The sequence below is a fragment of the Olleya sp. NP1-10 genome, from assembly GCF_055804415.1.
On sequence record NZ_CM147840.1, the window covers coordinates 3,584,905 to 3,610,653 of the forward strand.

A 25,749-nucleotide genomic window follows, 5' to 3' on the forward strand; every position below is an offset into this window, starting at 1 on the left:
AAAATTCACTTCGGTTAACGCATAAAATAATGTGTTAAAACGGAATTACGTTAGCTTAAAGTTGTACACATTATGAAAAAAATTAAAGAAATATTATTATTATTTTTATTACTAACATCAGCACAAGGGTTTTGTCATTCAAAAATTGGTATTATAAATGATAAAGATGGTTTTGTAAATATTAGATTAAAAAAATCAAGTAAAAGTGATCTAATAGGAACGTTGACTGAAAATGAATCCTTTAATTTTTTTGAAGACAGGTCTTCAAACTGGTGGATAGTAGAATCAAAATCAGGAATCATTGGATACGTACATAAAAGTAGAATTTCATTCTTTAAGGAAGGATATTATCATCAAGGAAAAATTTTAAATAATAAAGTAGATATTTCATTATTTGAATATTCACTTAATAATATCAACATTTCTGTATTTCAGTTAAAACCTCAAAACGTTAATTATAAATTTTACTGTAAAGCTTTAATAAGAACCTGTAAGACAAATAAATTAATAGATGAAACATATTATAATGACATTGAACCGGTTGGTGGTAGTTATGGAATAACTTTTTCTGAAAATCAAAATCTATCAGATTTATTTATTCTTTCAAAATTTGGTGACTATAATGGAGAAATTATTATCATCGATACCACTGGTAAAATATTAAAATATGAAGGAGGAGAATATTTTATAACAAAAAATAATCAATACCTGGTATCCAACTGGAAATCAGATATTGGTGGTTTAACTATTTATGATTTAAAAAATAAACAAGTTCGCTTAAAAAAAGAATTAGAAATACCTTTGGGAGATTGGTTTTATCAAAACGAGACATACTTTACGTCAGTTTGGAGTGAAGAAAAAGAAATTTATGAAACTTATCTAATTGACTTCATTAATTTTAAATTAGAAAAAAGCACATTAGATATAAAAAAAGGGAACAGAGTTGAATTAACTAATACAGATTGTCTTTGTAAATAAAAAGCATCAAACAAAAACAACTAAAACACACTTATCTAATTTACTTTTAATTAGCTAAACCACAAATTAACAACCCACTTGACTATGTCATTTTTTTATACTAACCTCAAATATCATTTATTAAATCGGAATGAAATTCGTTACACGTTATGTGGTATAAGAAAACGTATTAATTTTTCAATAAAGTCCTTCTGTAATTATAATCATAACTTACTCCTGATTTTGCCATAGCAAAAGCCTGTTTTAATAGTGTATTACAAACCGCTTTTAAGACTAATTTTTACTCTTCCCTTTAGCTACTAATCGATCGTATATTGCTTTTCAAGCATAGTTATATTTACAGGCATTAAAACTGCACATAAATAATAAATTTCGAAGCATTTAATTTCTTATTTTACCAATTCGCGAACGTCCTTTTACGCTATTCCCACTTTGCTAAATCACTGGTGTTGAACTAGCGTAACCATATAATTAATTTTCCTGAAATAGTTGGATTAAAAATTAAATGCATCTTAAAACGTACAATTACTAAAGTCATATAAAAGTAATCGGATTGCTTTTTTTAATAAAAATACGTAGTTATACGTATTGCATTTGCAAGCGCATTATTATAGTTTAGCTATCAATAATACAGCAATAATAAAATGACAATTATTTGATATGAGTTATAAAAAGTTGTCATAACGGGAAATATAACCCCAAAAACAACTATATTAGTTGTCATATAACCAGTTACCAAACATAAAAAACCGACCGGAAAATGCACTATAAATTGACAGAGGAAATTATTAAATTAAGTAATTCTGACATTTGGAGTAGCGCAAAACTTGAATGGAATTTTGAATACGCTTATTATAGCGAAGAATTACAAAGATGCCTTTGTGGACATTATCCAATTAAAAATGTTTGTGTCATAAAAAATAGTGACAACAAAAACGAAACGGAAGTTGGGAATTGTTGCGTAAATAAATTTTTAGGAATCGAAGATGGAAATAAAATTTTCACATCAATTAAAAAACTAAAAATAGACAAATCCAAAAGTATGAGTCCTGAAGTTTTGGAATATTTAAGAAAAAAGAATGTTTTAACGGAATTTGATTATAAATTCTATTCTGACACAATTAGAAAGAGGAAATTATCGGACAAACAATTAGCTATTAGAGAAAGAATAAATCAGAAACTAATTGACTTCACGAGTTATGAATCGAATTCGAATTTTACGAGAATAAATCTTGTTTTAAAATGGGCAGAGGACAAATCTTGGTTTGACAAAACTTTCGTGAATTCTTTAAAATCGAGTTGTGAGAAAAAAGGAAAATTAACTGAAAAACAAACCTTAGCGCTGGAAAGTATAATAAAGAAATTAAAAATTGAATAATTACGTTTGGTAACACCGTATATAATTTATTGCTAGTTCTAGCCTACTTACGAAAATCCTCTCGGATTTTCTATTCGGTTTTTATTTGCTTACTTTAGTGCTAAAACCACGCAACAAACCATATACAAACACGTTAGCACCAACCAACAAAAAAAATGAAACTAAGTCGAATATTTAAATCTAATAAAACAGAATCTAAAAGATTAGTGAAATTTGTTGCCGGAGATTTAGATACTCCTGAAATTGAATTTGATTATGGAAAAATATTTGAACAATCTGATAATTCTATAAAAATTTCAGCAAGTAAAAACCAAATTGAACTTTTATGTGATTTACTGGAAGACTTGCAACCGCCCTTTTATGTTTTGTATGTTTTAGTTGTTTCAAGAATAGAACAAGAAAGAGGAAGATATCAATCCCCAATTTTTGAAACTAAAAACGAATTAACTGAATTCTTAAATAAGTATCAAGAATACTTTGAAACTGATTCAAGACACCATATTTGGATTGGAACAATTGAAAATAATGGATTATTTGTTTATGACCAACATAATGTAATATTTGCTTATGGAAGCATCGAAAAATATAGAACTCGATTAATTAATAATAAATACAAGGAACAAAATTTTTCTTTTCCAGCACCACACGGACATTTATACCACGAGGAAAATGACAAATATGAAAAAAGTATATTAACGGAATTTGAGTGGGAAATATTTCCTCTTCAAGAGAATGACACTTATGATGAATAAAAGGCAGGTGCTAACAATGTGTATAGTTAATGCGGGGTTTTCTGTTTTATCAAAAGTTTTGTGTATTTTTACATTGTCGTCAAATCATTTTGATTCGACTTCAGTAAAAATAATTTAAAGACAAACAAAATGGTTTGCCTTCGTGCTAAATTGAAAGTCTTGGGACTTTCTATTCCCGCACTAACCATACACTCAACGTTGTGTGTAATTTGAGCAACTTAAACTGAATGAACAAAATCATAAAAAAATTAGACTCAAAAAGTGAACAAGCGTTGAATTATATGCTCAACAAATCAGTACAATCAATTAAATCTGGAAATTTTCAATTGGATGTACGAACTGATTTTATTTTGACTACAACAATATCAATAAATATAAGCCGTGAGGAATATTTGATAATTACAAATGAATGGTCAGATACTCAAAAAGAGGGAATTAATTATTTCGAATTAAACGCAAGAATTGAGAAAAAACCAGCTGACATAAAAACAAAGAAAGACCCAAAACTAAAAAACTCGCTTATCCACTATCCGAATTTTAGTTCACTTCTTTTAGGTGCGACATCCAAGCTAACAGAAATAATTGTTTACGAAAGAATTGAAAAAGGAGAAATCGAAGAAGTTAAATACGACTCTGCTATTTTTTTTAAGAGAGCAGATAACCTCTGTTTTTTAATAAAAAATGATGATTCGATTACAGGATATTTAAAATTAGTTACAAAAGACATACAGATTGGGATAGAACTTTCTGAATTAAAGCAAAGAATAAAAATATAATATAGAATAAAAACTACACACAACACCGTGTATAATTAATTGCTAGGTTCTTCCCTACTTGCGAATATTCCTGCGGAATATTCACAGGTTCGTAAAAGTTTGCTAATTTAGTTGCTTAACCACGCAACTAACCATACACGTATTCCAAGATCAAATCCTAATAAAAAAACATTTTTTTTAAGCTGCATATTGATCAAGAACCACATAAGGTGTTCCTCTCTTTACCACAGCAAAAGCTCTTGCTATTAATTTATTTCGAACATTGTTGACTGCAATCATAGTTTTTTTACCCTCAGCTAATTTTCGTTTGTAATATAAACGCAACTCACTATCGTGTTGTATAGCTGATACCGCTGCCATACTCAATAGACTTTTCATTTTTCTATCTCCTAAATAATGACATTGTTTTCGTCTATGGATGCTTGTCCCTGAGCGATGTTCATAGGGTGCGGTACCACAATAACTTGAAAATGCTCGCCAATTATCAAAACGGGTAAAATTACCGGTGTGATATATTAATTGACATGCCACTACCAAACCTATTCCTTTTAAACTACTTAATAATTTATAGTTTGTATTCATCGATTCGTTCTCTGATATAATTTCTTTTATTCGTGCTTCAACACTGGTTACTTGCTTGGTTAAATAGTCTATACTGCGTTTTAAACTAATACAACCTAAATCTGTTGTTGGGCTAGATAAAAGCATTTTCATTTCTTTTAAAGTCCCCTTAAGTCCTGCATTATTTCTAACTATTTGGTCGCGCAAGGCTAACAATCTACCTAATTCTAATTGTGAATTACTCTTGACACTGCTTGGCGCTAACTCTTCTCTATATAACCATGCGTATCGTGCGATTAGCTGAGCATCTAATTTATCCGTCTTTTCTTTAACTATTCCTGAAGAGCGCTTGATTTTTAATGGACTCTCTTCTACATAAACAATTGATTGATTGCTTAAATAAAGAGCCAGTTTTAACGAGTAATAACCAGTATTCTCAAAACAATAAAATAAAGACCTTCCTTTGGCTTGCTTTAAAACCCATTTTATAAGACTTTTATAGCCTGTTAAATCATTTACAAACACTTTGTGTACTTCACTTTGGTAACAATAAGCATCTAATGTTGTCTTTGAAACATCGATTCCTACAACTTCTTCATAATTTTTCATATTTTTACAATTACAGTTAATAATTATGTTGCTTTAACTACTTCCTTTATCGGGAGATAATACTTCTAGTATTCCAAATGGTTCTTTGCAACTTTATAGAAAGAGAGGACTGGTACGTGTCATGGACCTAATATTCTAAAACACGTTGTAGTTCTCCTCTTTTTCTATTTAAATATAATTTATTACAAACTAAAGAAACACGTTGGCAACCATTACTCACTCATAATCTTAAAAACATGAACTATCCTACTTTTGATTTATTAAGCGGTTCTGAAAAAACACAAATAGAAATTCGTGATTTAATAGATTCGCAATTAAAGACTGCTGAAATACAATCAAAAACATCTGATAAGCAGTATAAAATTTCAATATTTTTGACTATTGCTGCCATTGTTATTAGTTTAGTTCCTATTGCTGCTGAATTATTAGTTGATAAACCTAACTATAACGAATCCATAAACCGAATAATTGACACGCAATCAAAACAATCTGAAACAATATCAGAAATGTCCACTTATTTACTCGACCTTCAGAATCAAGTGCGAACTTTGGAGAAAGAAAACGAACGATTGAAAAAAATATGAATTAATATTTTTCATAATATGTTGAATTTTAAAATTAATAATCTGAATAAAAAACGGTTGCCAACACCGTATAAAAATAATGCGTAGTTTAGTGCTTAATCAAAGTGTCGTGCTTTTTTGTTACATCTGATTTTCCTTCGGAAAATCCTCGCACACAAAACCGCACTATTCTTATACAAACACGTTACCCACAAGCTAAAGAAACATCGTGACTGAAATACAAGACAGAATATTTAATGATACAACAGCAACAGTTTCAATCTTTATTGGAATACTGGGATTTCTATCTGCAATCGGAACATTAATTTTTACAGTAGTTAATAATAAAAGGAACTTCAAACTTCAATCTGAAAAGAACGAAATAGAAAAATCAAAAGCTTATAATCGAGTTTTAGGAAATCTATTAAAAGTTTATCATTCATATGTAAAACATAAAATGCTATTTGCGGAAAATGGTGTTGAAAATGTTCCCGATTTTGCTCTAATTCAAATGATTGACAAAATTGACAATTTTGAAGAAGAAATAATAAAATTCAAAGTTGTTGCAGAAAAAGAAAGTGAAATTATTCCTGAACTGACATTTGAAATTCACGATTTATTGGATATTTTGGGTCGTTTCGAATTAATGACTGAACATACAAAAAGTCCAGAATTTGAAAATGGACCACCAGACAGAGTTTTAATCATAAGACGTTCTCATATTTATGCTGTTCAAGAAATACTTGATGAATATTTTTCGAGCCTAATTTCTGATCTTTCAAAAAAAGCTGATGTTGATAATGAATTCCAAAAGTCATTAGATGAATTTAATTCAACAGAGAGTTTAGAAAAAGTTGTTGAAATGCAAAAAGAGATTTTCGAAAGATTACTTGCATCTTTATCGAGACAAGTTGGAGAAGAAATTAAATTAGAAAATATTTGGGAATAAAAGCCTGTGGGTAACACCGTATATAATTTATTGCTGGTTTCTCGCCTACTTACGAAAGTCCTCTCGGACTTTCTATCTGTGATTTATTTGCTAAGTTTAGTGCTTAAAACACGCAACTAATCTTATACAACAACGTTGGCAAACATTACACAAAACAATGCGGAAACACGAAAATGTTGAATATACAAACCAATTTGAATTACTATTCTTACTTGGTTCAACAGTAGCTGTCTTTTCTGGAATAATATTCGTGTTGAATAGAATTATGAGTTTTGGGCTATTAAAAGGAATTTTAGCTCTTGTTCTCGCTGGAATTTATTTCTATTTATTAAAAAAGAAGTTTATAGTAAAAGTTTCAGATTTTGAATTAACATCAAATCAGTTGGAATGGAATAATAAAAATGTTGATTTTAAAAATTTAGAATATTATAAAATTCATTGGATGAAAGGAGCTGGAATAAAATTTAGGCTCAAAAACGGAAAAACAGTCCGATTAAGCTCAAATGATAATTTCTGTAATTCCGAGAAATTTGTGAATTTATGCCATAATATTGACTCAAAACTCTTAAAATATAATAACGGACAAATAGAAAGAAAAAAGTCGTTTTTCGAATCTAAACAGGGTTATTACTTTGCTGTAATTATGTCGATTTTATTTGTGATTGGAACAATTTACAAATCGTTTACGGATGAGAAATTTAATTTTGTGAGTTTTGCTTTAATTTTAGTTTCATTAGGAATTATTTGGAGTGGAGTTAAATGGAAAAGAAAATAACGATTTGCTAACACCGTATAAAATTAATTGCTTGTTTTTAGCTTATTTACGAAAGTCCTCGCGGACTTTCTATCTGTGATTTATTTGCTAACTTTAGCGCTTAAATCACGCAACAAACCATATACATAACCGGTAGGTGTCATGGACCTAGTGTTCTAAAACACGTTATAGTTCTCCTCTTTTTCTATCTAAATATAATTTATTACAAACTAACGAAACACGTTTACAAACATTTGAAAAATCGCATCGAAACCAAAATGGTAAAAAAAATAATAATATTATCTATAATTTATATATTAGTCAATTTGACTCTAACGTTAAATACGGAGAAAGTTGGCGATTCATACATTTTTATAATTATAGCAATTAGTTTAGCATTTTCAGTTTTAATAATCAGAGAAATTTATAAAAAACACATTCTTGGTTTCAAGCCAAACAATAACAAGATAAGCTACAACAATATAGCAAGCTCTGATTTTGACAACCTAAAACGAATATCGACAAGACCTTTCTTATTTGGACTTGAAAAAAAACTCATAAATGACTATGAATTTTACTTTGATGATAATAATTTTTACGCAATAAACAAAAATTTTAAAAAAGCAGTTTTTAAAATTAGTGATATTGTAGAAATTAAAAAAACGTCTATCGAAATCAATAATCGGCGACTTTGGCAAGTAAAAATAAAACAAGAAAATGATAAAGAAATCGTTTTCAAATTTGCTCATAACTTTACAATCTGGAATAAAAATTTCCCTCTTTTTTATGAGAAAATAAAATTAATCAACCCAAATGCTGTAAAAACAAAATGGAACTTATGGTCTATGTAACAAAGCCGAACGCACAACAAAGTACTGTGGCAAAAAACAAGTAAAACCTCATTAATTTTTTAATAAAAAACTTCTATAATTATTATCATAACTTAGTCTTGATTTACTATTAAAAAAAGCTTGTTTTAATAGTGTATTCCAAACGGTTATCAACACTTAATTTTCACATCTTTCTCTAGCTATCAATTGCTTAAAAATCACTTTGAAAGACTAGCTGTAGTGTTATACTTCCTTTTCGAATAATAAAATTTTATATCACTTAAAAGTCCCAAAAAAGGTATAATTTCTGTCTATTTTATAAAATCATCACATTTCAAACTAAACACCTATAAAACAAAGGTTTACATAATATTCAAATATAGGTTATAGCGTGGTTATAGCATGGTTATAAAGTGCTTATAGCAAGTTTATAGCATAATATTAGTTAGTCAGTAAGTACTAACCCTAATAGACCATTTAGCAATTTAAGCGTGTAACGTTAAGACGCAAATATCCAAGTTAATAGGTTCTAGCCTAGTTTTAGCATTCTATTGGATGGCATATTCAATTTACATTCATTGTCTTATACACTAAACCAACGCAACTAATTTTAAACAAACCCTTGAACAAATAAAATAAATCACAAAAAAAGCACAATCCTAAGATTGTGCTTTTTCTATGTTATTTAAAATACGCTTAAAAGATTACTTTTTTGGTATCTCTTTTAAAATCTCTAAAACAAATTTCCAATATTTTTGAGCAGACGATATTTGTGCACGCTCATCAGGACTGTGTGCGCCTTTAATGTTTGGTCCAAAACTAATCATTTCCATATCTGGATAATTTTGTCCTAAAATACCACATTCTAATCCAGCATGACAGGCAGCAATATGTGCTTTTTCTCCGTTTAATTTTTGATACAAATTATCTAACACTTTTAATATCGAGCTATCCATATTTGGTGTCCAACCTGGATAGTCTCCAGACAATTCAACCTCACAACCTGTAAGCTCAAATGCAGCACGCAACGTATTAGCTAAGTCCATTTTACTACTTTCTACAGAGCTACGCGTTAAACACCCTATTTTAACGTGTCCATCTTTAACAATTACACGCGCAATGTTATTAGAAGTTTCTACCAATTCCGGAATATCTGCACTCATACGATACACGCCATTTAATGCAGCATAAATAGCACGTGTTAATCCTTCTTGCACACCAAGATCCATAATAGATTCTGGAGTTTCGGTTTTAGACACCTCAACAACCAAATCAGGTTCCATGGTTTTAAGTTCAGTTTTAATGCTATCTGCTAATAATTGCATATCGTTTACAAAAGCGGCTTCATGTACTGCATCAATAGCAACTACTGCTCTACTCTCTCTTGGAATTGCATTACGTAAGCTTCCACCATCAATCTCAGAGATACGTAAACCAAAGTTTTCGAAACCATCAAATAATAAACGGTTCATTATTTTATTAGCATTACCTAAACCTTCATGTATTTGCATACCAGAATGTCCTCCTTGTAAGCCTTTTACTGTTACTTCAAAACCTATTTTAAATTCTGGTGTTTCTTCTTGCTCGTAGGTTCTTGTTGCTGTAACATCAATACCTCCTGCACAACCAACACCAATCTCATCATCCTCTTCTGTATCCAAGTTTAGTAAGATTCCTCCAGTTAACAAACCACCTTTAAGTCCCATTGCACCTGTCATACCTGTTTCTTCATCAATAGTAAATAAAGCTTCAATAGCTGGATGTGGTATGTCTGTACTTTCTAAAAGTGCCATAATGGTTGCCACTCCTAATCCGTTATCTGCACCAAGTGTTGTTCCTTTTGCTTTTACCCAGTCACCTTCCACTACCATTTGGATGCCTTGTGTGTCAAAATCAAAATCGGTATCAGCATTTTTTTGGTGTACCATATCTAAATGCGATTGCATTACAATAGTCACACGATCTTCCATACCTGCAGTTGCTGGCTTTTTAATGATGACGTTTCCTACCTCATCTTCTATAACTTCTAAACCTAAATTAGTCCCAAAGTCTTTCATAAATTTAATAACGCGTTCTTCTTTTTTTGAAGGTCTAGGTACTGCGTTTAAATCTGCGAATTTATTCCATAATGCTTTTGGCTCTAAAGCCCTAACGTCTTGACTCATTTGTGTTGTTTTAATTGAAGTACAAAAATACAAATTGCATAGGCATTTAGAAACCTTTTTAGCTTAGAAATAATATTGGCTATTATAAACAACTAAAAGCTTAAAAAAGATGTAAACAACAAATAATATTAACGATTAATAATTAATACTGATTCAGATTTTACTGTTCGATTAGCATATTTAGAATTTACAACAGCTTCTGTAATTAAACAAAAGTCTTTAATTAATCCTTCTATTTGAAAATTTTCTTTAGGATAGAAATTTATATAATAAAACCTGTTATGTTCTGAATCCAATTTAACTTCAAATTGATTTTGAAGATTTAAATCAAATGTTATAATCTCATCTATAAACTCATTAATATTCTCATTTCTTTTTTTATGAGTTTTTATAGTATAACTTCCATTAATCATAACATCAGCAAAAGAAATTAAGTGTTTACTAAAAAGATAAGAATCTGTTGTTACAAATTTAATTTCATTGTATTTTCTGTTAAAAAAACAGACAATTCTTCTAATTGATTTAAAGTTAGTTTTACCTTTTTGTTTGTACTGTTAATATCTAAAATTTTAATAGATTTTTTATCATCTACTTCTAATCTATTATTTAAAACATATTTATTTATAAAGTCAATTAACTCTAATCTTTGCTCAGGATTAATTGTTCTGTATCCTATATCAATAGAGTTAATATCTGAATAGAATACAATGTTTTGAGAGGTCACAATTCCATAACTATCATTTACATAAAGTTTAGCGTGTAAATCATTTACTAAAATTAATTTTATACCTGATTGTTTCAAAAAACTTAAATTTTGCTTAGCATTTTTTCTCGCTACAAAAGTGATTTTCACACCTCTTTTTAATGCTCGATCAATGCATTTTTTCATTTTATTCCAATTTGACAATTCAACATATGGTGAAACTAAAATAAGCTCATTATTTGACTCTTCAATTAAAGTCATAATTTTAGAAGCTATTTCTAATGGTGGTATAAATTTCATTACTCTACAACAGTTTATTTTTATTGAATTTTTAAAAGTAGAAATATAAATTGATTTATACTTCAATGACTCCTCAATATCGAATGTTTTTCAAATCTTTAAACTACTTAGCATACCATTACAAATACAAAACAACCTTAGTCGCTACTCCTGATGGTAGTGGCATCCTTTTTTGCAAAAAAAGATATAACGGACAGCAGGTAGAAACCTTTTAAATAAACCTAAGTGATTGGTCCTAATTTTTAATTATTTTTGAGTTATGATTAAAAACAAAAAACTTTGGGTTGTCTTACTAATAATACCAATGTACATTGTTGTAAAACTAGCGACTAATTACCCTGAAACAGTCGAAGTTATTTACAGTAAAGGCATCTACCCTTTTATAGCTAAATTGTTTAGATATACTTTAGGATGGATACCATTTAGTATTGGTGATGTTTTTTTAGGTTTTTCTATTATTTATGCAATCCGTTGGTTAATTCTAAATTTTAAACGCATCTGGAAAGACACTGTCAACTGGTTATTGGATGTTGGTGCTACTGTTAGTATTATTTTTATTGCTTTTCAGTTATTTTGGGGTTTAAATTATCATAGAGTTGCTTTACATAAAACCTTAGATCTTGAAGACGACTATACTACAGAACAACTTATTAAGGTGACTAAACACCTTATAAATAAGTCTAATGCTTTACATTTAGATATTGTTAAAAATGATAGTATTAAAGTGGTGTTACCATTTACAAGGTCAGAAATTTTAGAGTTAACGCCAACAAGTTACGAGGTCTTAAAAAATGATTTTCCAGAATTGGCATATCATCCTAAGAGTTTAAAAAAATCACTGTTTAGTTATCCTCAAGCTTATATGGGTTTTGCTGGTTATTTTAACCCTTTAACACATGAAGCTCAGGTTAATTACCTTATTCCTGTATACAAATACCCAACGACTTCTGCACATGAAGTTGCACACCAATTAGGTTATGCAAAAGAAAACGAAGCCAATTTTATCGCTTTTTTAGCGACTATTAGTAATCACAATATATATTTTAAATATTCTGGTTACACTTTTGGATTAAGACATTGTTTAGGCGAAGTCTATAAACGTGATCCTGAATTGTATGATACCTTATTAGCCGACATAAATAAAGGGATTATAAAAAATTTCCAAGAAAGCAGACAGTTTTGGTTAGAGTATATGAATCCGTTAGAACCCTTTTTAGATCTACATACACCTCTTACCTTAAAGCAAACAACCAATCTAAGGGTATGGACAGCTATAGTTATGTCGTTGCATTATTAGTTAATTACCTAGACGGAAAACCCATATAAAACGTTAAAATAGCTTTTAACGTTTGTTTAGCATATTGGCTATTGCGTATATTTAAGGTTTAAACAACCTTAAACTATCAACAAATGATTAAAAAATGGGCAATATTAAGCCTACTGCTGTGTGGTTATTTTTCTTTTGCACAGGAGTATGTACCTAAAAATGATGGTGTTAAAACTAACACTTCTAACTACACTGCATTTACAAATGCTAAAATTTATGTCACTGCAAATCAAGTTATTGAAAACGGAACGTTACTAATAAAAGATGGTAAAGTTGTCTCTAGCGGAAACAATGTTACTATCCCTAAAAACACTGTTGTTGTTGATATTTCTGGTAAAACTATCTATCCTTCTTTTATTGATATCTATTCTGATTTTGGTGTTAAAAAACCAAGCAGCACTCCTGGTAACAGAAGAAACCCTCAGTATGATGCTGGTCGTGAAGGTTACTATTGGAATGACCACATTAGACCTGACCAAAACGCTGTAGATCATTTTAAGTTTGACAGCAAAAAAGCAGAAGCTTTACGTAAAGCTGGTTTTGGTGTTGTAACGTCACATATTGATGATGGTATTATCCAAGGGACTGGAGTTTTAGTTACTTTAGCTGCTAATGGTAATGATGCTACTAGATTACTAGACCAAAAAGTGGGACAGTTTTCTAGTACTTCAAAAAGCCGAACGTCAAGACAAGCTTACCCAACATCTTTAATGGGTACTATGGCTTTATTACGTCAAGTTAATCATGATGCAGATTGGTATGCAAAAGGTAATATTAAACAAAAAGACAGAGCTTTAGAGGCGTATATAGCTAACAAAAATCTGGTTCAGTTTTTCAATGCAGGAAAAAAAGTCAACGCTTTACGTTTTGACAAATTAGGCGACCAATTTGGTATACAATATGTATTTGTTGGTGGTGGTGACGAGTTTGAACTTATTAAAGACATCAAAAATACAAATGCAAAATTTGTACTTCCAATAGATTTTCCTGTTGCTTATGATATGGAAGATCCTTTGTTAGCGCAATCTGTTAGTTTAGAAGATTTAAAAGCATGGAACCAAAGTCCTGCTAATCCTAAAATTTTAGCAGAAAACAATATCACATTTGCTTTAACTACTCATAAGTTAAAAGACGCTAAACAATTAATGCCTAATTTATTAAAAGCTATAAAATATGGTTTAGATAAAACTACTGCATTACAAGCATTAACTTCTGTTCCTGCAAGTATAATAGGAAAATCTGAAGAATTAGGACATCTTAAGTCTGGTGCTTATGCTAACTTTTTAATTACCTCTGGAGATATTTTTGATAAAGAAACTACAATTTATGAAAACTGGATTACAGGTATTAAAGACCAACTAACTGACATGAACACCACGGATTTACGTGGTAATTACACTTTTAATTTAGACAATACAGACTACCAATTAGAAATTACTGGTAATATTAAAAAACTTAAATCTAAGGTTAAAACCGATACTAAAGCTTACGACGGAAAAATTAGTTTTGATAAAAACTGGATGCAACTAACATTTGCAACACAAGACACTACCAAAAAAGAGTTTTTTAGAGTTGTAAGTCATGTTACTAATACCAACACTTTAAATGGTAAGGTCTTTTATCCTAACGGAAACGAAACAACCTTTTTTGCTTCCAAACAAAACAAAGAAGATAAAAAAGGTAGTAAAAAAGATAAAAAGAATAAAAAAACAGACACACCAAAAATGTATCCTGTTACCTACCCTAACATGGCTTATGGTACAGAAAACCTTCCACAGCAAGAAACATTATTGTTTAAAAATGTAACGGTTTGGACTAATGAGAAAGATGGCATTATAAAAAATACTGATGTTTTAATTAAAAACGGAAAAATTGCTAAAATAGGTGTAAATCTAAGTGCTAGTAACGCAACTGTTATTGACGGAACAGGTAAACACTTAACTGCTGGAATTATTGATGAACACTCGCATATTGCGACAGAAAGTGTAAACGAAGCTGGACACAACAGTACCGCAGAGGTTACTATTGAAGATGTTATTGATGCTGAAGATGTAGACATTTACCGTAACCTTGCTGGAGGTGTAACAAGTATTCAGATTTTACATGGATCTGCCAATCCAATTGGTGGACGCTCAGCAATTATTAAATTAAAATGGGGTGAAAAAGCTGATAACCTAGTGTACACAAACAGTCCTAAATTTATAAAATTTGCTTTAGGAGAAAATGTAAAACAATCAAATTGGGGAGACAATGCTAAAACACGTTTTCCACAAACCAGAATGGGTGTAGAACAAGTTTTTACAGACTACTTCCAACGTGCAAAAGAATATGATGCTCTTAAAAAAAGCGGTAAACCTTACCGTAAAGATTTAGAGCTTGAAACTATTGCAGAAATTTTAAATAAAGAACGTTTTATTTCTTGTCACTCTTACGTGCAAAGCGAAATTAATATGTTAATGAAGGTTTGTGAAGCATATGGATTTAACGTCAACACGTTTACACATATTTTAGAAGGCTATAAAGTCGCAGACAAAATGGTACAACATGGTGCTGGAGGGTCTACATTTTCTGACTGGTGGGCTTACAAATATGAAGTTAATGATGCCATACCTTTTAACGCACCAATCATGCATAATGCAGGTGTTTTAGTAGCCATTAATAGTGACGATGCAGAGATGTCAAGACGTCTAAATCAAGAAGCTGCAAAATCTGTTAAATATGGAGACATTAGCGAAGAAGATGCTTGGAAATTTGTCACCTTAAATCCTGCAAAACTATTACATATTGACAATCGTGTAGGTAGTATTAAAGTTGGTAAAGATGCTGATGTTGTATTATGGACAGATAACCCTTTATCTATTTACGCTAAAGCGGAAAAAACAATCATTGAAGGTGCTGTTTATTTTGATTTAAAACGTGATGCAGAACTTAGAGAGGCTATCAAAAAAGAGAAAAACGAATTAACAATGTTAATGCTTGATGCTAAAAACAAAGGTTTAAAAACAAAACCTATTGAAAAAAAGGAGAAAGAATTATTGCATTGCGACTCTATTGATCACCAACACATCCATTAGTAAACAGAAAAACACTCATAAATTTTTCGCTTTAAGCGGAAATAAAAACGATAATAAATCATGAGAAAACTTAATATATTAATCCTTGCGTTGTTGATTTCGGTAATTAGTTTTGCCCAGCAAACACCAGGAGACAAACAATCTCAAGCCATTACTATTGAAGGTGCTACAGCACATATAGGCAACGGTCAAGTCATTGAAAATTCATTAATAATTTTTGAAAACGGTAAACTAACCTTTGTTGGAAGTGCCAATACAAAAATTGCAAGAAAAGGTAATATTATTACTGCATCAGGTAAACATGTGTATCCTGGTTTTATAGCACCAAACGCTACTTTAGGTTTGGTAGAAGTCGATGCTGTTAGAGCTAGTGATGACGAGGACGAAGTTGGCGCAATGAATCCACACATACGAAGCTTAATTGCTTATAATACAGAATCAAAAATAGTAGAATCTATGAGACCTAACGGAGTCTTGATGGCACAAATTACTCCTAGAGGTGGACGTATTTCTGGTACGTCAAGTGTTGTGCAATTAGATGCTTGGAACTGGGAAGATGCTGTTATTAAAGAAGACGATGCAATTCATTTAAATTGGCCAAGAAATTATTCTAGAGGTCGTTGGTGGTTAGGAGAACCTAATGTTTTAAAAGAAAACAAAAACTACTCAAAAGAAGTTGAAGAACTTTCTAACTACTTTGCACAAAGTAAAGCATACAATGCCAACAAAACCAGTCCTAAAGACTTACCGTTTGAAGCTTTACATGGTTTGATTGATGGTAGTAAAAAACTATTTGTACATGTAGATTATGAAAAAGGAATAACAGACGCTGTCAATTTTGCTAAAACACAAAATGTAAAACACCTTGTAATAGTTGGTGGTTATGAAGCTAATAATGTTAGTGATTTATTAAAACAACACAATGTACCTGTGTTATTACAACGTGTACATTCTAGACCAAATGGAGATGATCATGATTATGATTTACCATACAAACTAGCAACACAATTAGTAAATGATGGTATTTTAGTTGGATTAGAAAACGCTGGAGATATGGAGCGTATGAATACAAGAAACTTACCGTTTTTAGCTGGTACAACTGTTGCACATGGTTTAACCAAAGCGCAAGCATTAAGTTTAATTACATTAAATACTGCCAAAATATTAGGTGTTGATGATAGTGTTGGATCTTTAGAAGTTGGTAAAGATGCAACCCTTTTTATAAGTGAAGGTGATGCTTTAGACATGAGAACCAACAAACTTGACAAAGCGTTTATACAAGGTCGTGATGTAAGTTTAGAAACTCATCAAACAGAATTATACAAACGTTACTCAAATAAGTATAAGAAAAACTAAAGCTGTATTCAGTTTTAGTAATACTAACTCATAGTTAAATAAAAAAGGCGACCCATTGGGTCGCCTTTTTATTGTTTTCAGTAAAATTACTCAACTATTTTAGCAGTTTCTGGTTTTGCAAATGTGCTTACAGGAAGTGCTGTTTTAAATAATTTAACATCAGTAAAAGGTAAATCATTACGCTTTTTAACAGGTAAATTATCTTCAACTACATACCATGTTAATGTATCTGGTACAACTACACCTTCAATGGTTTGCCATTTTCCGTATTTAATAAATGACCATTTTTCGCTTTTAGCTTTAGTATTAAAAGTAACGGTATAGGCTAACCATTCCATTTTAAATGTTTCAGGATTGTAGTAAACAATGTACTCATCGTCAGAAGACGATCCAATACCATTATCATAACTAATTTTAATTCCTGGATACGTAACCCCTTCAAATTCTAATGGTTTAGTGTCTTCATAATTAATTCCGTTGTCAGCTAAAACAAAAGGCATTGCATTAAAATAAAACATTAAATTGTAGTAAAACTTAGGGTTACCCTTATAAGCTTCATCATTTTTACTATCTAACCACACATTGTTGCCATCAAAACCTAGAGTATGATTTGGCATAGTAATTACAGATTGTCTTGTTTTTAGATTAACAGTGGTTACTTCTTTACCTGTTGGTTTTGTAATAGTAAATTCTAAAGCTTTTAATGCATTCCAGCTATCAATACCACCATGAGCATCAAATACTTTAGTAATATTTTCTGGATAAGTTTTAGTCGCTACTGTTTTAGTAACCGCTTTTGGCATTGGTGAATCTTTAGGTGTTGACTGCGTCTCATTTTTACATGATACAACAAGCAATGCAATACATAATGTGTAAAGTAAGTGTTTCATTTAATTTATTGTTTTATAATTCTGGTTATAGTCGATAATACTTCTGTTTCTTTACAAAAAAAGCTTCAGTTTTAAACTGAAGCTTTTAAATATATAATCTGTTGAATTTTTTAGTCTACAAATTCTGCTTTTTCTGGCTTAACAAACATAGCAGCATCAGGAGCTGTTTTTAATAATTTCACATCAGTAAAAACGTTTGGTTTTTTTGGAGTTGTAGGTTGGTCATTTTTAAAACCATAACCTGTAATTGTATTTGGTAAAAGTAAACCACTTACTTCCTGCCAATCTCCATAACGTCTAAAGTGTAATTCTTTGGTATCAATTCCTGGTACAAAATTAACTGTATAACCTAACCATTCCATTGTATAAGTTTCAGCATTATAATACAGTACATAAATATCTTCAGGTGTTGCTCCTACTCCACTATCATAAGATATTTTAATTCCAGGGTAAGTTATTCCTTCAAACGTTAATGCTTCAGCTTCAGAAAATGTAATTCCGTCATCAGACAAAATAAAAGGCATCGCATAAAAATAGAACATTAAATTATATCCAAATTTAGGATCGTAACCTTTATATTCTTCATCTGTTTTATTTAACAACCAAGGTTTGTCTCCATCAAAACCTATTGCGTGTTTTGGCGAATCTAATAACGCTTTTCTGTTATATAAATCTGTTGTAGTAATTAATTTACCATCTGGTTTTTCTTCAGTATACTCTAAAGTTCTCATAGACTTCCAAACGTCCAAGCCTCCATGTGCATCAAAAACCTTAACCAAGTTTTCTGGATATTTTTTAGTCTCTTTAACTACTTTTTTAGTTTCTGGTTTAGTCGTTTCTTCTGCAACTGTAGTTGTTTCTTTTTTTGTTTCTGTTTTACAAGAAAACAATAATAACCCTAAAGATAAGGTGTAAAATAAATGTTTCATTTTAAAATAAATTGGTTTAGTACTTTATACTTAGTCTAAATTAATCACAATAACTTACATAAAAAAGCTTAAAAAGTTAAAATAAACTTTTCATTAATATCCAACTTGATAAAGTATTGTAAACTACTTATTTTACTATTAGTTTTTGTGTATGTGTTGTTATACTATTATTAATTTTCACAAAGTACATTCCGCTCTCAAATCCATATACATTAATTGTATTTGAAATGCCTGAGTTAACACTTTCAGACAACATAACTTTACCCTGTATATTTAATACTTTTAAATCGAAATCACCAATTAAAGTTTCATTTAAACGAATTGATACTTCTCCGTTTGCTGGATTTGGGTATAAGTCAAAACCTTTTATTTCAAAATCTTCAACCGATAAAGGTGTTGTAACAAAACTTGTGGTAAAAGTATTTGTTACAACTGCTGCGTTGAAATCAAAATAAATCTCAGCTGTATTTTGAATTATGGTATTTATATCATAACCAGAAACAGGTTTTATTTTATATGTAACAAAACCTTTACTACCTTCTTCATTTTGAGATTCTGCTGGAAGATATATATCTTTAAAATCAAATGTTAATTGGTTATCAACTCGTCTAAGAATAAGATCGTGACTAGAATCTACCATTTGTAATGTCTCTTTATCTAAAAATGAATCTAAAGAATTTTCAATTTTTACATTAACAGCTTCTGCAGTCCCTAAATTTTGATAACGAATAGTGTAATATAAGAACTCGTTGGTAGTTATAAAATCTTCATAAATAATTTCAGGACCATTGGACTCCATAATGTCGTTGGGATCAAAAGACCCTACAATACTCTCAGTAATAGCATAAAAATTATTATCGACTATTAAGTCATTAGATCCTGTTATATATTCGGCTGTATTTGTAATTAAATTACCTAATACTAGATTATTTGGACAGTAAATAGATATATCAATATTCGAGCTATTATTAGGTTGTAAATCAACAAAATCTAGAACAAATCCATTAGCACTTGGAGTAAGTGTATAGTTTTGATTAATATACGTAGCTGAGTTAAAAGTTAAATTATCATCCAAATTAAACTCTATTGTTCCTGAAACAGGAACTATTCCAAGATTTTCAATTGTAAGCGAATTAGAGATATTAAATCCTGGTACTGGAGGTTGACTGCTATTTAAAGAAACTGCGATATCCTCACAAACCTGCTGTTCTGTAACAGAGAAACCTAAATTTATTTCCTCCCCATTTTCTACACTAACACTATTAAATTGTGTTAATGGTAAACTATAACAATTTTGATAATCATCATTTAAAAAATATGAAATATCATATGTATTGTTACCATCATTACTAATAATTGAGAAATCACCAGTAGAAGAGGTTATATAATTTATTATTCCATCAGAATTTAGTTCATAAGTAAAATATCCGTTATTAAATAATGACTCATCAGAATCAAAAACCGAATTATTATTTAAATCAGAAAAGGAATTTACATTTATTAAGCCATAATTAGAACAATCCACAAAAGCTATATTGATATTATCCTGACCAACAGTATTACAAGAATTATAGGCTGTAACCACATAATTACCAGACTCTGAAACTATTAACTCAGAACTACTTTGATCACTTAAAAAAACCCCATCCTTAAACCATTCATAACTCTGTACTCCAGGAAAATATGCACTTAACGTTGTTGAAATTTCATCATTACAAAGCGTTTGATCTGGACCTAAATCTATTTCTACATTAGAATAAATGGAACCAGCATTAACAGAACTAGAGTTACTTTGTGTTATAATTATTTCGCCTTGTTGCCCAGAATAATTAGTAGTTAATAAAATATAAAAATCATCTGATTGAGCATTTGTAATAGTAAAGTTTTCAATACTAAATGGGCTAAAGCTACAATCAATTATATCTGCTTCATTAGGATAAGAAGATGAATTATCACAAAGTGTTTGAAAAGAACTATATGGACCCCAAATTACAAAATCTACATCAATTAAATTTCCTGAATTATTAATTTGCTTTACTTCTATATTTAAAGTTCCGGAATTATCTACTTGAATATAATTCCATAAAGGATTAGGTGTCAATCCTAAGCAAGCGATTTGTCCTATACTATTACTATTTATATTATTTGTAGATACAAACGTATTATTCTCAAAACATAAAGCCTGTAAATTCTCACATAAAGTATTATTTTGCGCTTTTAAATTAACTGAAGATATACTAAAAACAACATATAAAAAAATATTTTGTAATTCATAAAACTGTAATTTTATAATCTCAAATATAGTATTAATATTCAATATGCTCAACAAACAAATTTCAAGTACACAAAATCAATTAATAAAGCATATAGTTTTGTTAAAAGAAAAATCTCGTGAACGTAAAAAAACAAAGACTTTTGTTATTGAAGGCGAACGCGAAATACAATTAGCCATTAATGGACAGTATAGTATTGAAACCGTTTTATATTTTCCGGAAATTTATGATACTAATAAACTAAGTGCGCTTCCTGAAAATATAAATTGTATTGAAGTTACAAAAGAAGTCTATCAAAAAATTGCTTATCGTGATACAACGGAAGGGATTGTAGCAATTGTAAACAGTAGACCTCATCAATTAGACAGTATTATTTTTACTAACAAAACACCTCTAATATTAATTGCTGAAGCACCCGAAAAACCTGGTAATATTGGAGCTATTTTACGTACTGCTGATGCAGCAAATGTAGATGCTGTAATTATTGCAAATCCTAAAACAGATTTATACAATCCAAATATAGTACGCTCTAGTGTTGGTTGCGTTTTTACCAACCAAATTGCTACAGGAAACACCAATGATATTATCACATTTTTAAACCAAAATAATATCCACATTTACAGTGCTATTTTACAGGAAGCTGAAGAGTATCACACACAAGACTTTACTCAAGCATCAGCCATAGTTGTTGGTACAGAAGCTATTGGATTGAGCGACGCATGGAGAGACGCTTCCAAAAAAACATAAAAATACCAATGCAAGGCGCAATTGACTCTATGAATGTATCTGTTGCAGCAGGAATATTAATTTTTGAAGCTAAACGTCAACGTAATTTTAAATAATATTATGACAGCAAACACACTATTTTACATCATTATAGCCATAATAATTATTAGTTTTTTGATTGATAAAGTTTTAGATGCGCTTAACGCGAAACATTACAACAATTTACTTCCAACCGAATTAGAAGATGTTTACGATACTGAAGACTATAAAAAATCACAACAATACAAAGCCACAAACTATAAATTTGGGTTGTTAACTTCTGGGTTTTCAATTGTACTAACGCTTAGTTTTTTCTTTTTAGATGGCTTTGCTTTTGTAGACCATATAGCACGTCAATTAACAGATCATTCCATTTTAGTAACTCTTATATTTTTGGAATTATAATGTTGGGTAGTGATTTATTAACGACTCCGTTTTCTTATTATAAAACCTTTGTAATTGAGGCCAAATTTGGTTTTAATAAAACCACAAAACAAACCTTTATTTTAGATAAAATTAAAGGTTGGCTTATGACTATAATTGTAGGAGGAGCTGTATTGGCAGCCTTAACTTGGTTTTATCAAACAACAGGAACTAATTTTTGGTTGTATGCATGGTTATTAATAACGGTATTTACAGTTTTTATAAATTTATTTTACTCAAAATTAATTGTCCCGATATTTAACAAACAAAGCCCTTTAGAAAATGGAAGTCTACGTACCGCAATATCTGACTATGCTAAAACGGTTGGTTTTAATTTAGATAAAATTTTTGTTATTGATGGTTCTAAAAGAAGTACCAAAGCCAATGCCTATTTTTCTGGTTTTGGAAGCGAAAAACGCGTCACACTTTACGATACTTTAATTAATGATTTAAATGAAGATGAAATTGTTGCTGTTTTGGCTCATGAAATTGGTCATTATAAAAAGAAACATATCATTTTTAATCTAGTGACTTCTGTATTACTTACTGGATTTACACTATATATTTTATCTTTATTAATAGGAAACCCTGTGTTAAGTGAAGCTTTAGGTGTTGCAACACCAAGTTTTCATATAGGATTAATAGCATTTGGTATTTTGTATTCACCTTTATCAGAAATAACAGGTTTATTAATGAATTGGTTTTCGCGTAAATTTGAATATCAAGCTGATGATTATGCTAAAAACACCTATAAGCCAGAGCCTTTAATTTCTTCTCTTAAAAAATTATCTAAAAACAGTTTAAGTAATTTAACACCACATCCAGCTTACGTTTTCATGCATTACTCTCATCCTACTTTATTACAACGTATCTCAAATTTAAAGGGTTAGATTAAAATTTTAAAATATTATTTAGAATTATTATAAATAATTTGGTTAATCCAAAGTACATAGATATTTTTGCACAAAATTAACTATTTAAATTAAGTCTAAATAAAGATAAATGAAAAATTTATTACTATTACTAACCCTATTTTTAGTTTCATTTGTATCAATTGCACAAAATGCGACAATTGAAGGAACTATATTGGATAATAATCAATCACCAATAGTAGGTGTTAATGTGTTAATTAAAAACACTACAAAAGGAACAACATCTGATATTGATGGAAACTTTAAAATAAAAAATGTAACCAATGGAGATTATGTAATTTCTGTATCCTATTTAGGTTATAAAACCAAAGAAATAGAAGTTTCTATTTTAAATAATGAAAGCGTAGTTTTAGGAACAACAACAATGTACGAAGGAAACGAAATACTAAATGAGGTTGTATTAGATATTGACAGAAAAAATAAATTTTCAAGAAAGCAAAGTGCTTATGTTTCTAAATTACCATTAAAAAATATTGATAACTCACAAGTTTATAATACAATTACAAACCAATTATTAGTATCTCAGTCTGTAAATACTTTTGAAGATGCATTAAAAAATGCTGCTGGTATAACAAAATTATGGTCATCTACTGGTCGTAGTGGTGATGGTGCAGGTTACTATTCTAGTCGTGGTTTTGCGGTACAACCACAATTGGTAAATGGTGTTGCTGGTATTACTAATGGCTTTATAAATCCTTCTAACGTAGAGCGTGTTGAGGTTATTAAAGGACCTGCTGGAACATTATTTGGAAGCTCTGTTTCTTCATACGGAGGGTTAATTAACATCATTACTAAAAAACCATACAATAAAACTGGTGGAGAAATAACTGTATCTGGTGGATCTTTTGATTTTGCAAAGTTTAATGCAGATGTCAATGTTAGCCCAAGTGATAAATTATCGTTTAGAATAAACACTGGTTTTCAACAAGAACATAGTTTTCAAGATGCTGGATTTAAAAAATCTGTATTTGTAGCACCTTCAATTTCTTATAAGGTAAACAATAACTTGACTTTTAACTTTTCATATGAAGCCTCAGATAACGAACAAACAAATGAAACTTTCTTATTTTTAAACAGATATGCACCTTTAGCATTTAGCTCTATTGACGAGTTAAATTACAATACGGACTTATCATTTACAAATGATGATATTAGCATTAAAAACATTACTCAGAATTATCGTGGTGAAATTGCTTGGAAAATATCTGACCAATGGTCTTCTCAAACATTAATTTCTGGTGGATTAGCTAAATCTTTAGGGTATTACACGTATTTATGGAATGGATCTGATGCATTATTTAACTTATATGCTCAAGATACTGATGCAAGAACTAAAACTAGAAATTTACAACAAAACTTTACTGGTACTTTTAAGATTGGTGATATTGAAAACAAATTGTTAGTTGGAGCAGATTATCTAGATTCTAATACCATTGATAATAGCTCAAATTGGGGATATTTACACACTATAAATATTGATGGTGATTTAGTTTATGGTGAGCCAGCAATTAACGAAGACAACCTAAGCGCAGCATTAACAGGTATTGGATATTTAGATAGTGACATACGCCAAAATATATTAGGCTTTTATGTATCTGATGTCGTTAAGGTTTTACCTAGCTTATCAGTAATGGCGAGCTTACGTTATGACAGATTTGATTACCAAGGAGATAGACAAACAGATGCTGATGATGATACAGAATATACTGAGTCTACTTTTTCGCCAAAGTTTGGTATTGTTTACCAACCTATAATTGATCAATTATCAATATTTGCTAACTACCAAAATGGTTTCTCGTATGTCAACCCTCAATATATAACAGATTTTGATACTGGTATTGTAACATTACAAAGCTATGACGTAGAGCAAGCAAACCAATATGAAGTTGGAGTAAAAACAAACCTGTTTAATAATAAATTAGAAACGACTTTAAGTTATTACAACATAAACGTAGACAATAAATATTATTGGGCAACTCAAACACAAGATCTAGCTATTAATAGTCAGGGTATAGAATTAGAAGTAAATGCTAATCCAATTGATGGATTAAACATTCATACTGGTTTTAGCTATAATGATTCTGAAATTACAGACTCTCCTTCTGCAAGGTTTTTAGAAGGCAATCGTTATGGAGAATCTGGAGCAGATATAACCTATAACTTCTGGGCAGACTATAAGTTTTTTGAAAACTTTGGTGCTGGAGCAGGTTTTAATGGTCAGTCAGAATATGATACAATGGTAGATTACAAATCAGTAACAGGTAGTTTTGATATACCTGCATATACAATATTTAATGCCTCTTTATATTACGAAACTAACACGTTTAGAGCTAGTGTAAAAGCTAACAATATTACAGATAAAACTTATTTCTCTGGTTGGAGTACGGTAACTCCACAGAGACCAAGAACAATTCTTGGAAGTGTTACATTTAAATTTTAAGTTCAATTAGTCTAATTTAAAA

20 protein-coding genes and 3 pseudogenes are annotated in these 25,749 nt (G+C 30.1%); 15 read left to right on the forward strand and 8 right to left on the reverse strand.

Features of this window, described 5'->3' with window-relative positions; genetic code table 11:
• Positions 1-72: 72 nt before the first annotated feature.
• Complete coding sequence (locus AC0L4B_RS16995; protein ID WP_473437954.1) at positions 73-978, forward strand: SH3 domain-containing protein; 906 nt, start codon at positions 73-75, stop codon at positions 976-978.
• Positions 979-1,147: 169 nt separating this feature from the next.
• Here the strand turns inward: AC0L4B_RS16995 and AC0L4B_RS17000 are convergent.
• Positions 1,148-1,449, reverse strand: a pseudogene (locus tag AC0L4B_RS17000) (transposase); the annotation flags it as partial.
• A gap of 289 nt (positions 1,450-1,738) precedes the next feature.
• On the opposite strand from AC0L4B_RS17000, the gene AC0L4B_RS17005 reads away from it, so the two are divergent.
• The 3 genes from AC0L4B_RS17005 to AC0L4B_RS17015 all read left to right on the forward strand — a co-directional run bounded on the left by AC0L4B_RS17005 (position 1,739) and on the right by AC0L4B_RS17015 (position 3,884).
• Complete coding sequence (locus AC0L4B_RS17005; protein ID WP_473437955.1) at positions 1,739-2,356, forward strand: hypothetical protein; 618 nt, start codon at positions 1,739-1,741, stop codon at positions 2,354-2,356.
• A gap of 155 nt (positions 2,357-2,511) precedes the next feature.
• On the forward strand, positions 2,512-3,108 hold the full coding sequence (locus AC0L4B_RS17010) for a hypothetical protein (protein ID WP_473437956.1): 597 nt from the start codon (positions 2,512-2,514) through the stop codon (positions 3,106-3,108).
• A 227-nt stretch (positions 3,109-3,335) separates the two neighbouring features.
• Positions 3,336-3,884, forward strand: a complete 549-nt coding sequence (locus tag AC0L4B_RS17015) for a hypothetical protein (protein WP_473437957.1) — start codon at positions 3,336-3,338, stop codon at positions 3,882-3,884.
• Between the two features lie 177 nt (positions 3,885-4,061).
• Here the strand turns inward: AC0L4B_RS17015 and AC0L4B_RS17020 are convergent, their stop codons facing one another.
• Positions 4,062-5,054, reverse strand: a complete 993-nt coding sequence (locus tag AC0L4B_RS17020) for an IS110 family RNA-guided transposase (RefSeq protein ID WP_473437958.1) — start codon at positions 5,052-5,054, stop codon at positions 4,062-4,064.
• A 236-nt stretch (positions 5,055-5,290) separates the two neighbouring features.
• On the opposite strand from AC0L4B_RS17020, the gene AC0L4B_RS17025 reads away from it, so the two are divergent.
• From AC0L4B_RS17025 to AC0L4B_RS17040, 4 genes are all read left to right on the forward strand, one after another.
• Positions 5,291-5,638, forward strand: coding sequence for a hypothetical protein (locus AC0L4B_RS17025; protein ID WP_473437959.1), 348 nt, complete (start codon positions 5,291-5,293; stop codon positions 5,636-5,638).
• Between the two features lie 208 nt (positions 5,639-5,846).
• Entirely contained in the window at positions 5,847-6,566 is a 720-nt protein-coding gene (locus tag AC0L4B_RS17030; protein ID WP_473437960.1) for a hypothetical protein, read from the forward strand.
• A 157-nt stretch (positions 6,567-6,723) separates the two neighbouring features.
• Positions 6,724-7,341, forward strand: coding sequence for a hypothetical protein (locus AC0L4B_RS17035; protein WP_473437961.1), 618 nt, complete (start codon positions 6,724-6,726; stop codon positions 7,339-7,341).
• A 257-nt stretch (positions 7,342-7,598) separates the two neighbouring features.
• Positions 7,599-8,171: a hypothetical protein gene (locus tag AC0L4B_RS17040; RefSeq protein ID WP_473437962.1), complete on the forward strand. Its 573-nt coding sequence runs from the start codon at positions 7,599-7,601 to the stop codon at positions 8,169-8,171.
• A 683-nt stretch (positions 8,172-8,854) separates the two neighbouring features.
• Here the strand turns inward: AC0L4B_RS17040 and AC0L4B_RS17045 are convergent.
• The 3 genes from AC0L4B_RS17045 to AC0L4B_RS17055 all read right to left on the reverse strand — a co-directional run bounded on the left by AC0L4B_RS17045 (position 8,855) and on the right by AC0L4B_RS17055 (position 11,318).
• Positions 8,855-10,315, reverse strand: coding sequence for an aminoacyl-histidine dipeptidase (locus tag AC0L4B_RS17045; RefSeq protein WP_473437963.1), 1,461 nt, complete (start codon positions 10,313-10,315; stop codon positions 8,855-8,857).
• Between the two features lie 128 nt (positions 10,316-10,443).
• A complete protein-coding gene (locus AC0L4B_RS17050; protein WP_473437964.1) occupies positions 10,444-10,728 on the reverse strand; it encodes a hypothetical protein in 285 nt (94 codons plus the stop codon).
• A gap of 50 nt (positions 10,729-10,778) precedes the next feature.
• The gene (locus AC0L4B_RS17055) at positions 10,779-11,318 is read right to left on the reverse strand and encodes a phospholipase D-like domain-containing protein (RefSeq protein WP_473437965.1); all 540 of its coding nucleotides are present in this window, start codon (positions 11,316-11,318) and stop codon (positions 10,779-10,781) included.
• A 304-nt stretch (positions 11,319-11,622) separates the two neighbouring features.
• On the opposite strand from AC0L4B_RS17055, the pseudogene AC0L4B_RS17060 reads away from it, so the two are divergent.
• The 3 genes and pseudogenes from AC0L4B_RS17060 to AC0L4B_RS17070 all read left to right on the forward strand — a co-directional run bounded on the left by AC0L4B_RS17060 (position 11,623) and on the right by AC0L4B_RS17070 (position 17,075).
• Positions 11,623-12,644, forward strand: a pseudogene (locus AC0L4B_RS17060) (DUF3810 domain-containing protein).
• Between the two features lie 84 nt (positions 12,645-12,728).
• A complete protein-coding gene (locus AC0L4B_RS17065; RefSeq protein WP_473437966.1) occupies positions 12,729-15,719 on the forward strand; it encodes an amidohydrolase family protein in 2,991 nt (996 codons plus the stop codon).
• A gap of 60 nt (positions 15,720-15,779) precedes the next feature.
• Positions 15,780-17,075 carry an amidohydrolase family protein gene (locus AC0L4B_RS17070; RefSeq protein WP_473437967.1) on the forward strand — a complete coding sequence of 432 codons (1,296 nt, stop codon included), beginning with the start codon at positions 15,780-15,782 and terminating at the stop codon, positions 17,073-17,075.
• Between the two features lie 86 nt (positions 17,076-17,161).
• On the opposite strand, the gene AC0L4B_RS17075 is transcribed toward AC0L4B_RS17070, so the two are convergent.
• From AC0L4B_RS17075 to AC0L4B_RS17085, 3 genes are all read right to left on the reverse strand, one after another.
• Positions 17,162-17,965, reverse strand: a complete 804-nt coding sequence (locus AC0L4B_RS17075; RefSeq protein ID WP_473437968.1) for a DUF6503 family protein — start codon at positions 17,963-17,965, stop codon at positions 17,162-17,164.
• 110 nt (positions 17,966-18,075) lie between these two features.
• Positions 18,076-18,894: a DUF6503 family protein gene (locus AC0L4B_RS17080; protein ID WP_473437969.1), complete on the reverse strand. Its 819-nt coding sequence runs from the start codon at positions 18,892-18,894 to the stop codon at positions 18,076-18,078.
• 127 nt (positions 18,895-19,021) lie between these two features.
• Positions 19,022-21,220 (reverse strand): DUF7619 domain-containing protein, encoded by a 2,199-nt coding sequence (locus AC0L4B_RS17085; RefSeq protein WP_473437970.1) that lies wholly within the window; start codon positions 21,218-21,220, stop codon positions 19,022-19,024.
• Here AC0L4B_RS17085 and AC0L4B_RS17090 point away from each other — a divergent pair.
• From AC0L4B_RS17090 to AC0L4B_RS17105, 4 genes and pseudogenes are all read left to right on the forward strand, one after another.
• Positions 21,213-22,009 (forward strand): annotated as a pseudogene (locus AC0L4B_RS17090) (TrmH family RNA methyltransferase). The gene AC0L4B_RS17085 and the pseudogene AC0L4B_RS17090 overlap by 8 nt on opposite strands.
• Positions 22,010-22,013: 4 nt before the next feature.
• The gene (locus AC0L4B_RS17095) at positions 22,014-22,337 is read left to right on the forward strand and encodes a hypothetical protein (RefSeq protein WP_473437971.1); all 324 of its coding nucleotides are present in this window, start codon (positions 22,014-22,016) and stop codon (positions 22,335-22,337) included.
• Positions 22,289-23,245, forward strand: coding sequence for a M48 family metallopeptidase (locus AC0L4B_RS17100; RefSeq protein WP_473439464.1), 957 nt, complete (start codon positions 22,289-22,291; stop codon positions 23,243-23,245). The genes AC0L4B_RS17095 and AC0L4B_RS17100 overlap by 49 nt, the downstream gene beginning before the upstream one ends.
• Before the next feature lie 112 nt (positions 23,246-23,357).
• Positions 23,358-25,727, forward strand: a complete 2,370-nt coding sequence (locus tag AC0L4B_RS17105; RefSeq protein WP_473437972.1) for a TonB-dependent siderophore receptor — start codon at positions 23,358-23,360, stop codon at positions 25,725-25,727.
• Positions 25,728-25,749: the final 22 nt, after the last annotated feature.

Bases quoted from the DNA above. Each gene is read 5' to 3' on its own strand.
- AC0L4B_RS16995 (WP_473437954.1), top strand. From the start codon at position 73: ATGAAAAAAATTAAAGAAATATTATTATTATTTTTATTACTAACATCA.
- AC0L4B_RS17005 (WP_473437955.1), top strand. From the start codon at position 1,739: ATGCACTATAAATTGACAGAGGAAATTATTAAATTAAGTAATTCTGAC.
- AC0L4B_RS17010 (WP_473437956.1), top strand. From the start codon at position 2,512: ATGAAACTAAGTCGAATATTTAAATCTAATAAAACAGAATCTAAAAGA.
- AC0L4B_RS17015 (WP_473437957.1), top strand. From the start codon at position 3,336: ATGAACAAAATCATAAAAAAATTAGACTCAAAAAGTGAACAAGCGTTG.
- AC0L4B_RS17020 (WP_473437958.1), bottom strand. From the start codon at position 5,054: ATGAAAAATTATGAAGAAGTTGTAGGAATCGATGTTTCAAAGACAACA.
- AC0L4B_RS17025 (WP_473437959.1), top strand. From the start codon at position 5,291: ATGAACTATCCTACTTTTGATTTATTAAGCGGTTCTGAAAAAACACAA.
- AC0L4B_RS17035 (WP_473437961.1), top strand. From the start codon at position 6,724: ATGCGGAAACACGAAAATGTTGAATATACAAACCAATTTGAATTACTA.
- AC0L4B_RS17040 (WP_473437962.1), top strand. From the start codon at position 7,599: ATGGTAAAAAAAATAATAATATTATCTATAATTTATATATTAGTCAAT.
- AC0L4B_RS17045 (WP_473437963.1), bottom strand. From the start codon at position 10,315: ATGAGTCAAGACGTTAGGGCTTTAGAGCCAAAAGCATTATGGAATAAA.
- AC0L4B_RS17050 (WP_473437964.1), bottom strand. From the start codon at position 10,728: ATGATTAATGGAAGTTATACTATAAAAACTCATAAAAAAAGAAATGAG.
- AC0L4B_RS17055 (WP_473437965.1), bottom strand. From the start codon at position 11,318: ATGAAATTTATACCACCATTAGAAATAGCTTCTAAAATTATGACTTTA.
- AC0L4B_RS17065 (WP_473437966.1), top strand. From the start codon at position 12,729: ATGATTAAAAAATGGGCAATATTAAGCCTACTGCTGTGTGGTTATTTT.
- AC0L4B_RS17070 (WP_473437967.1), top strand. From the start codon at position 15,780: ATGAGAAAACTTAATATATTAATCCTTGCGTTGTTGATTTCGGTAATT.
- AC0L4B_RS17075 (WP_473437968.1), bottom strand. From the start codon at position 17,965: ATGAAACACTTACTTTACACATTATGTATTGCATTGCTTGTTGTATCA.
- AC0L4B_RS17080 (WP_473437969.1), bottom strand. From the start codon at position 18,894: ATGAAACATTTATTTTACACCTTATCTTTAGGGTTATTATTGTTTTCT.
- AC0L4B_RS17095 (WP_473437971.1), top strand. From the start codon at position 22,014: ATGACAGCAAACACACTATTTTACATCATTATAGCCATAATAATTATT.
- AC0L4B_RS17105 (WP_473437972.1), top strand. From the start codon at position 23,358: ATGAAAAATTTATTACTATTACTAACCCTATTTTTAGTTTCATTTGTA.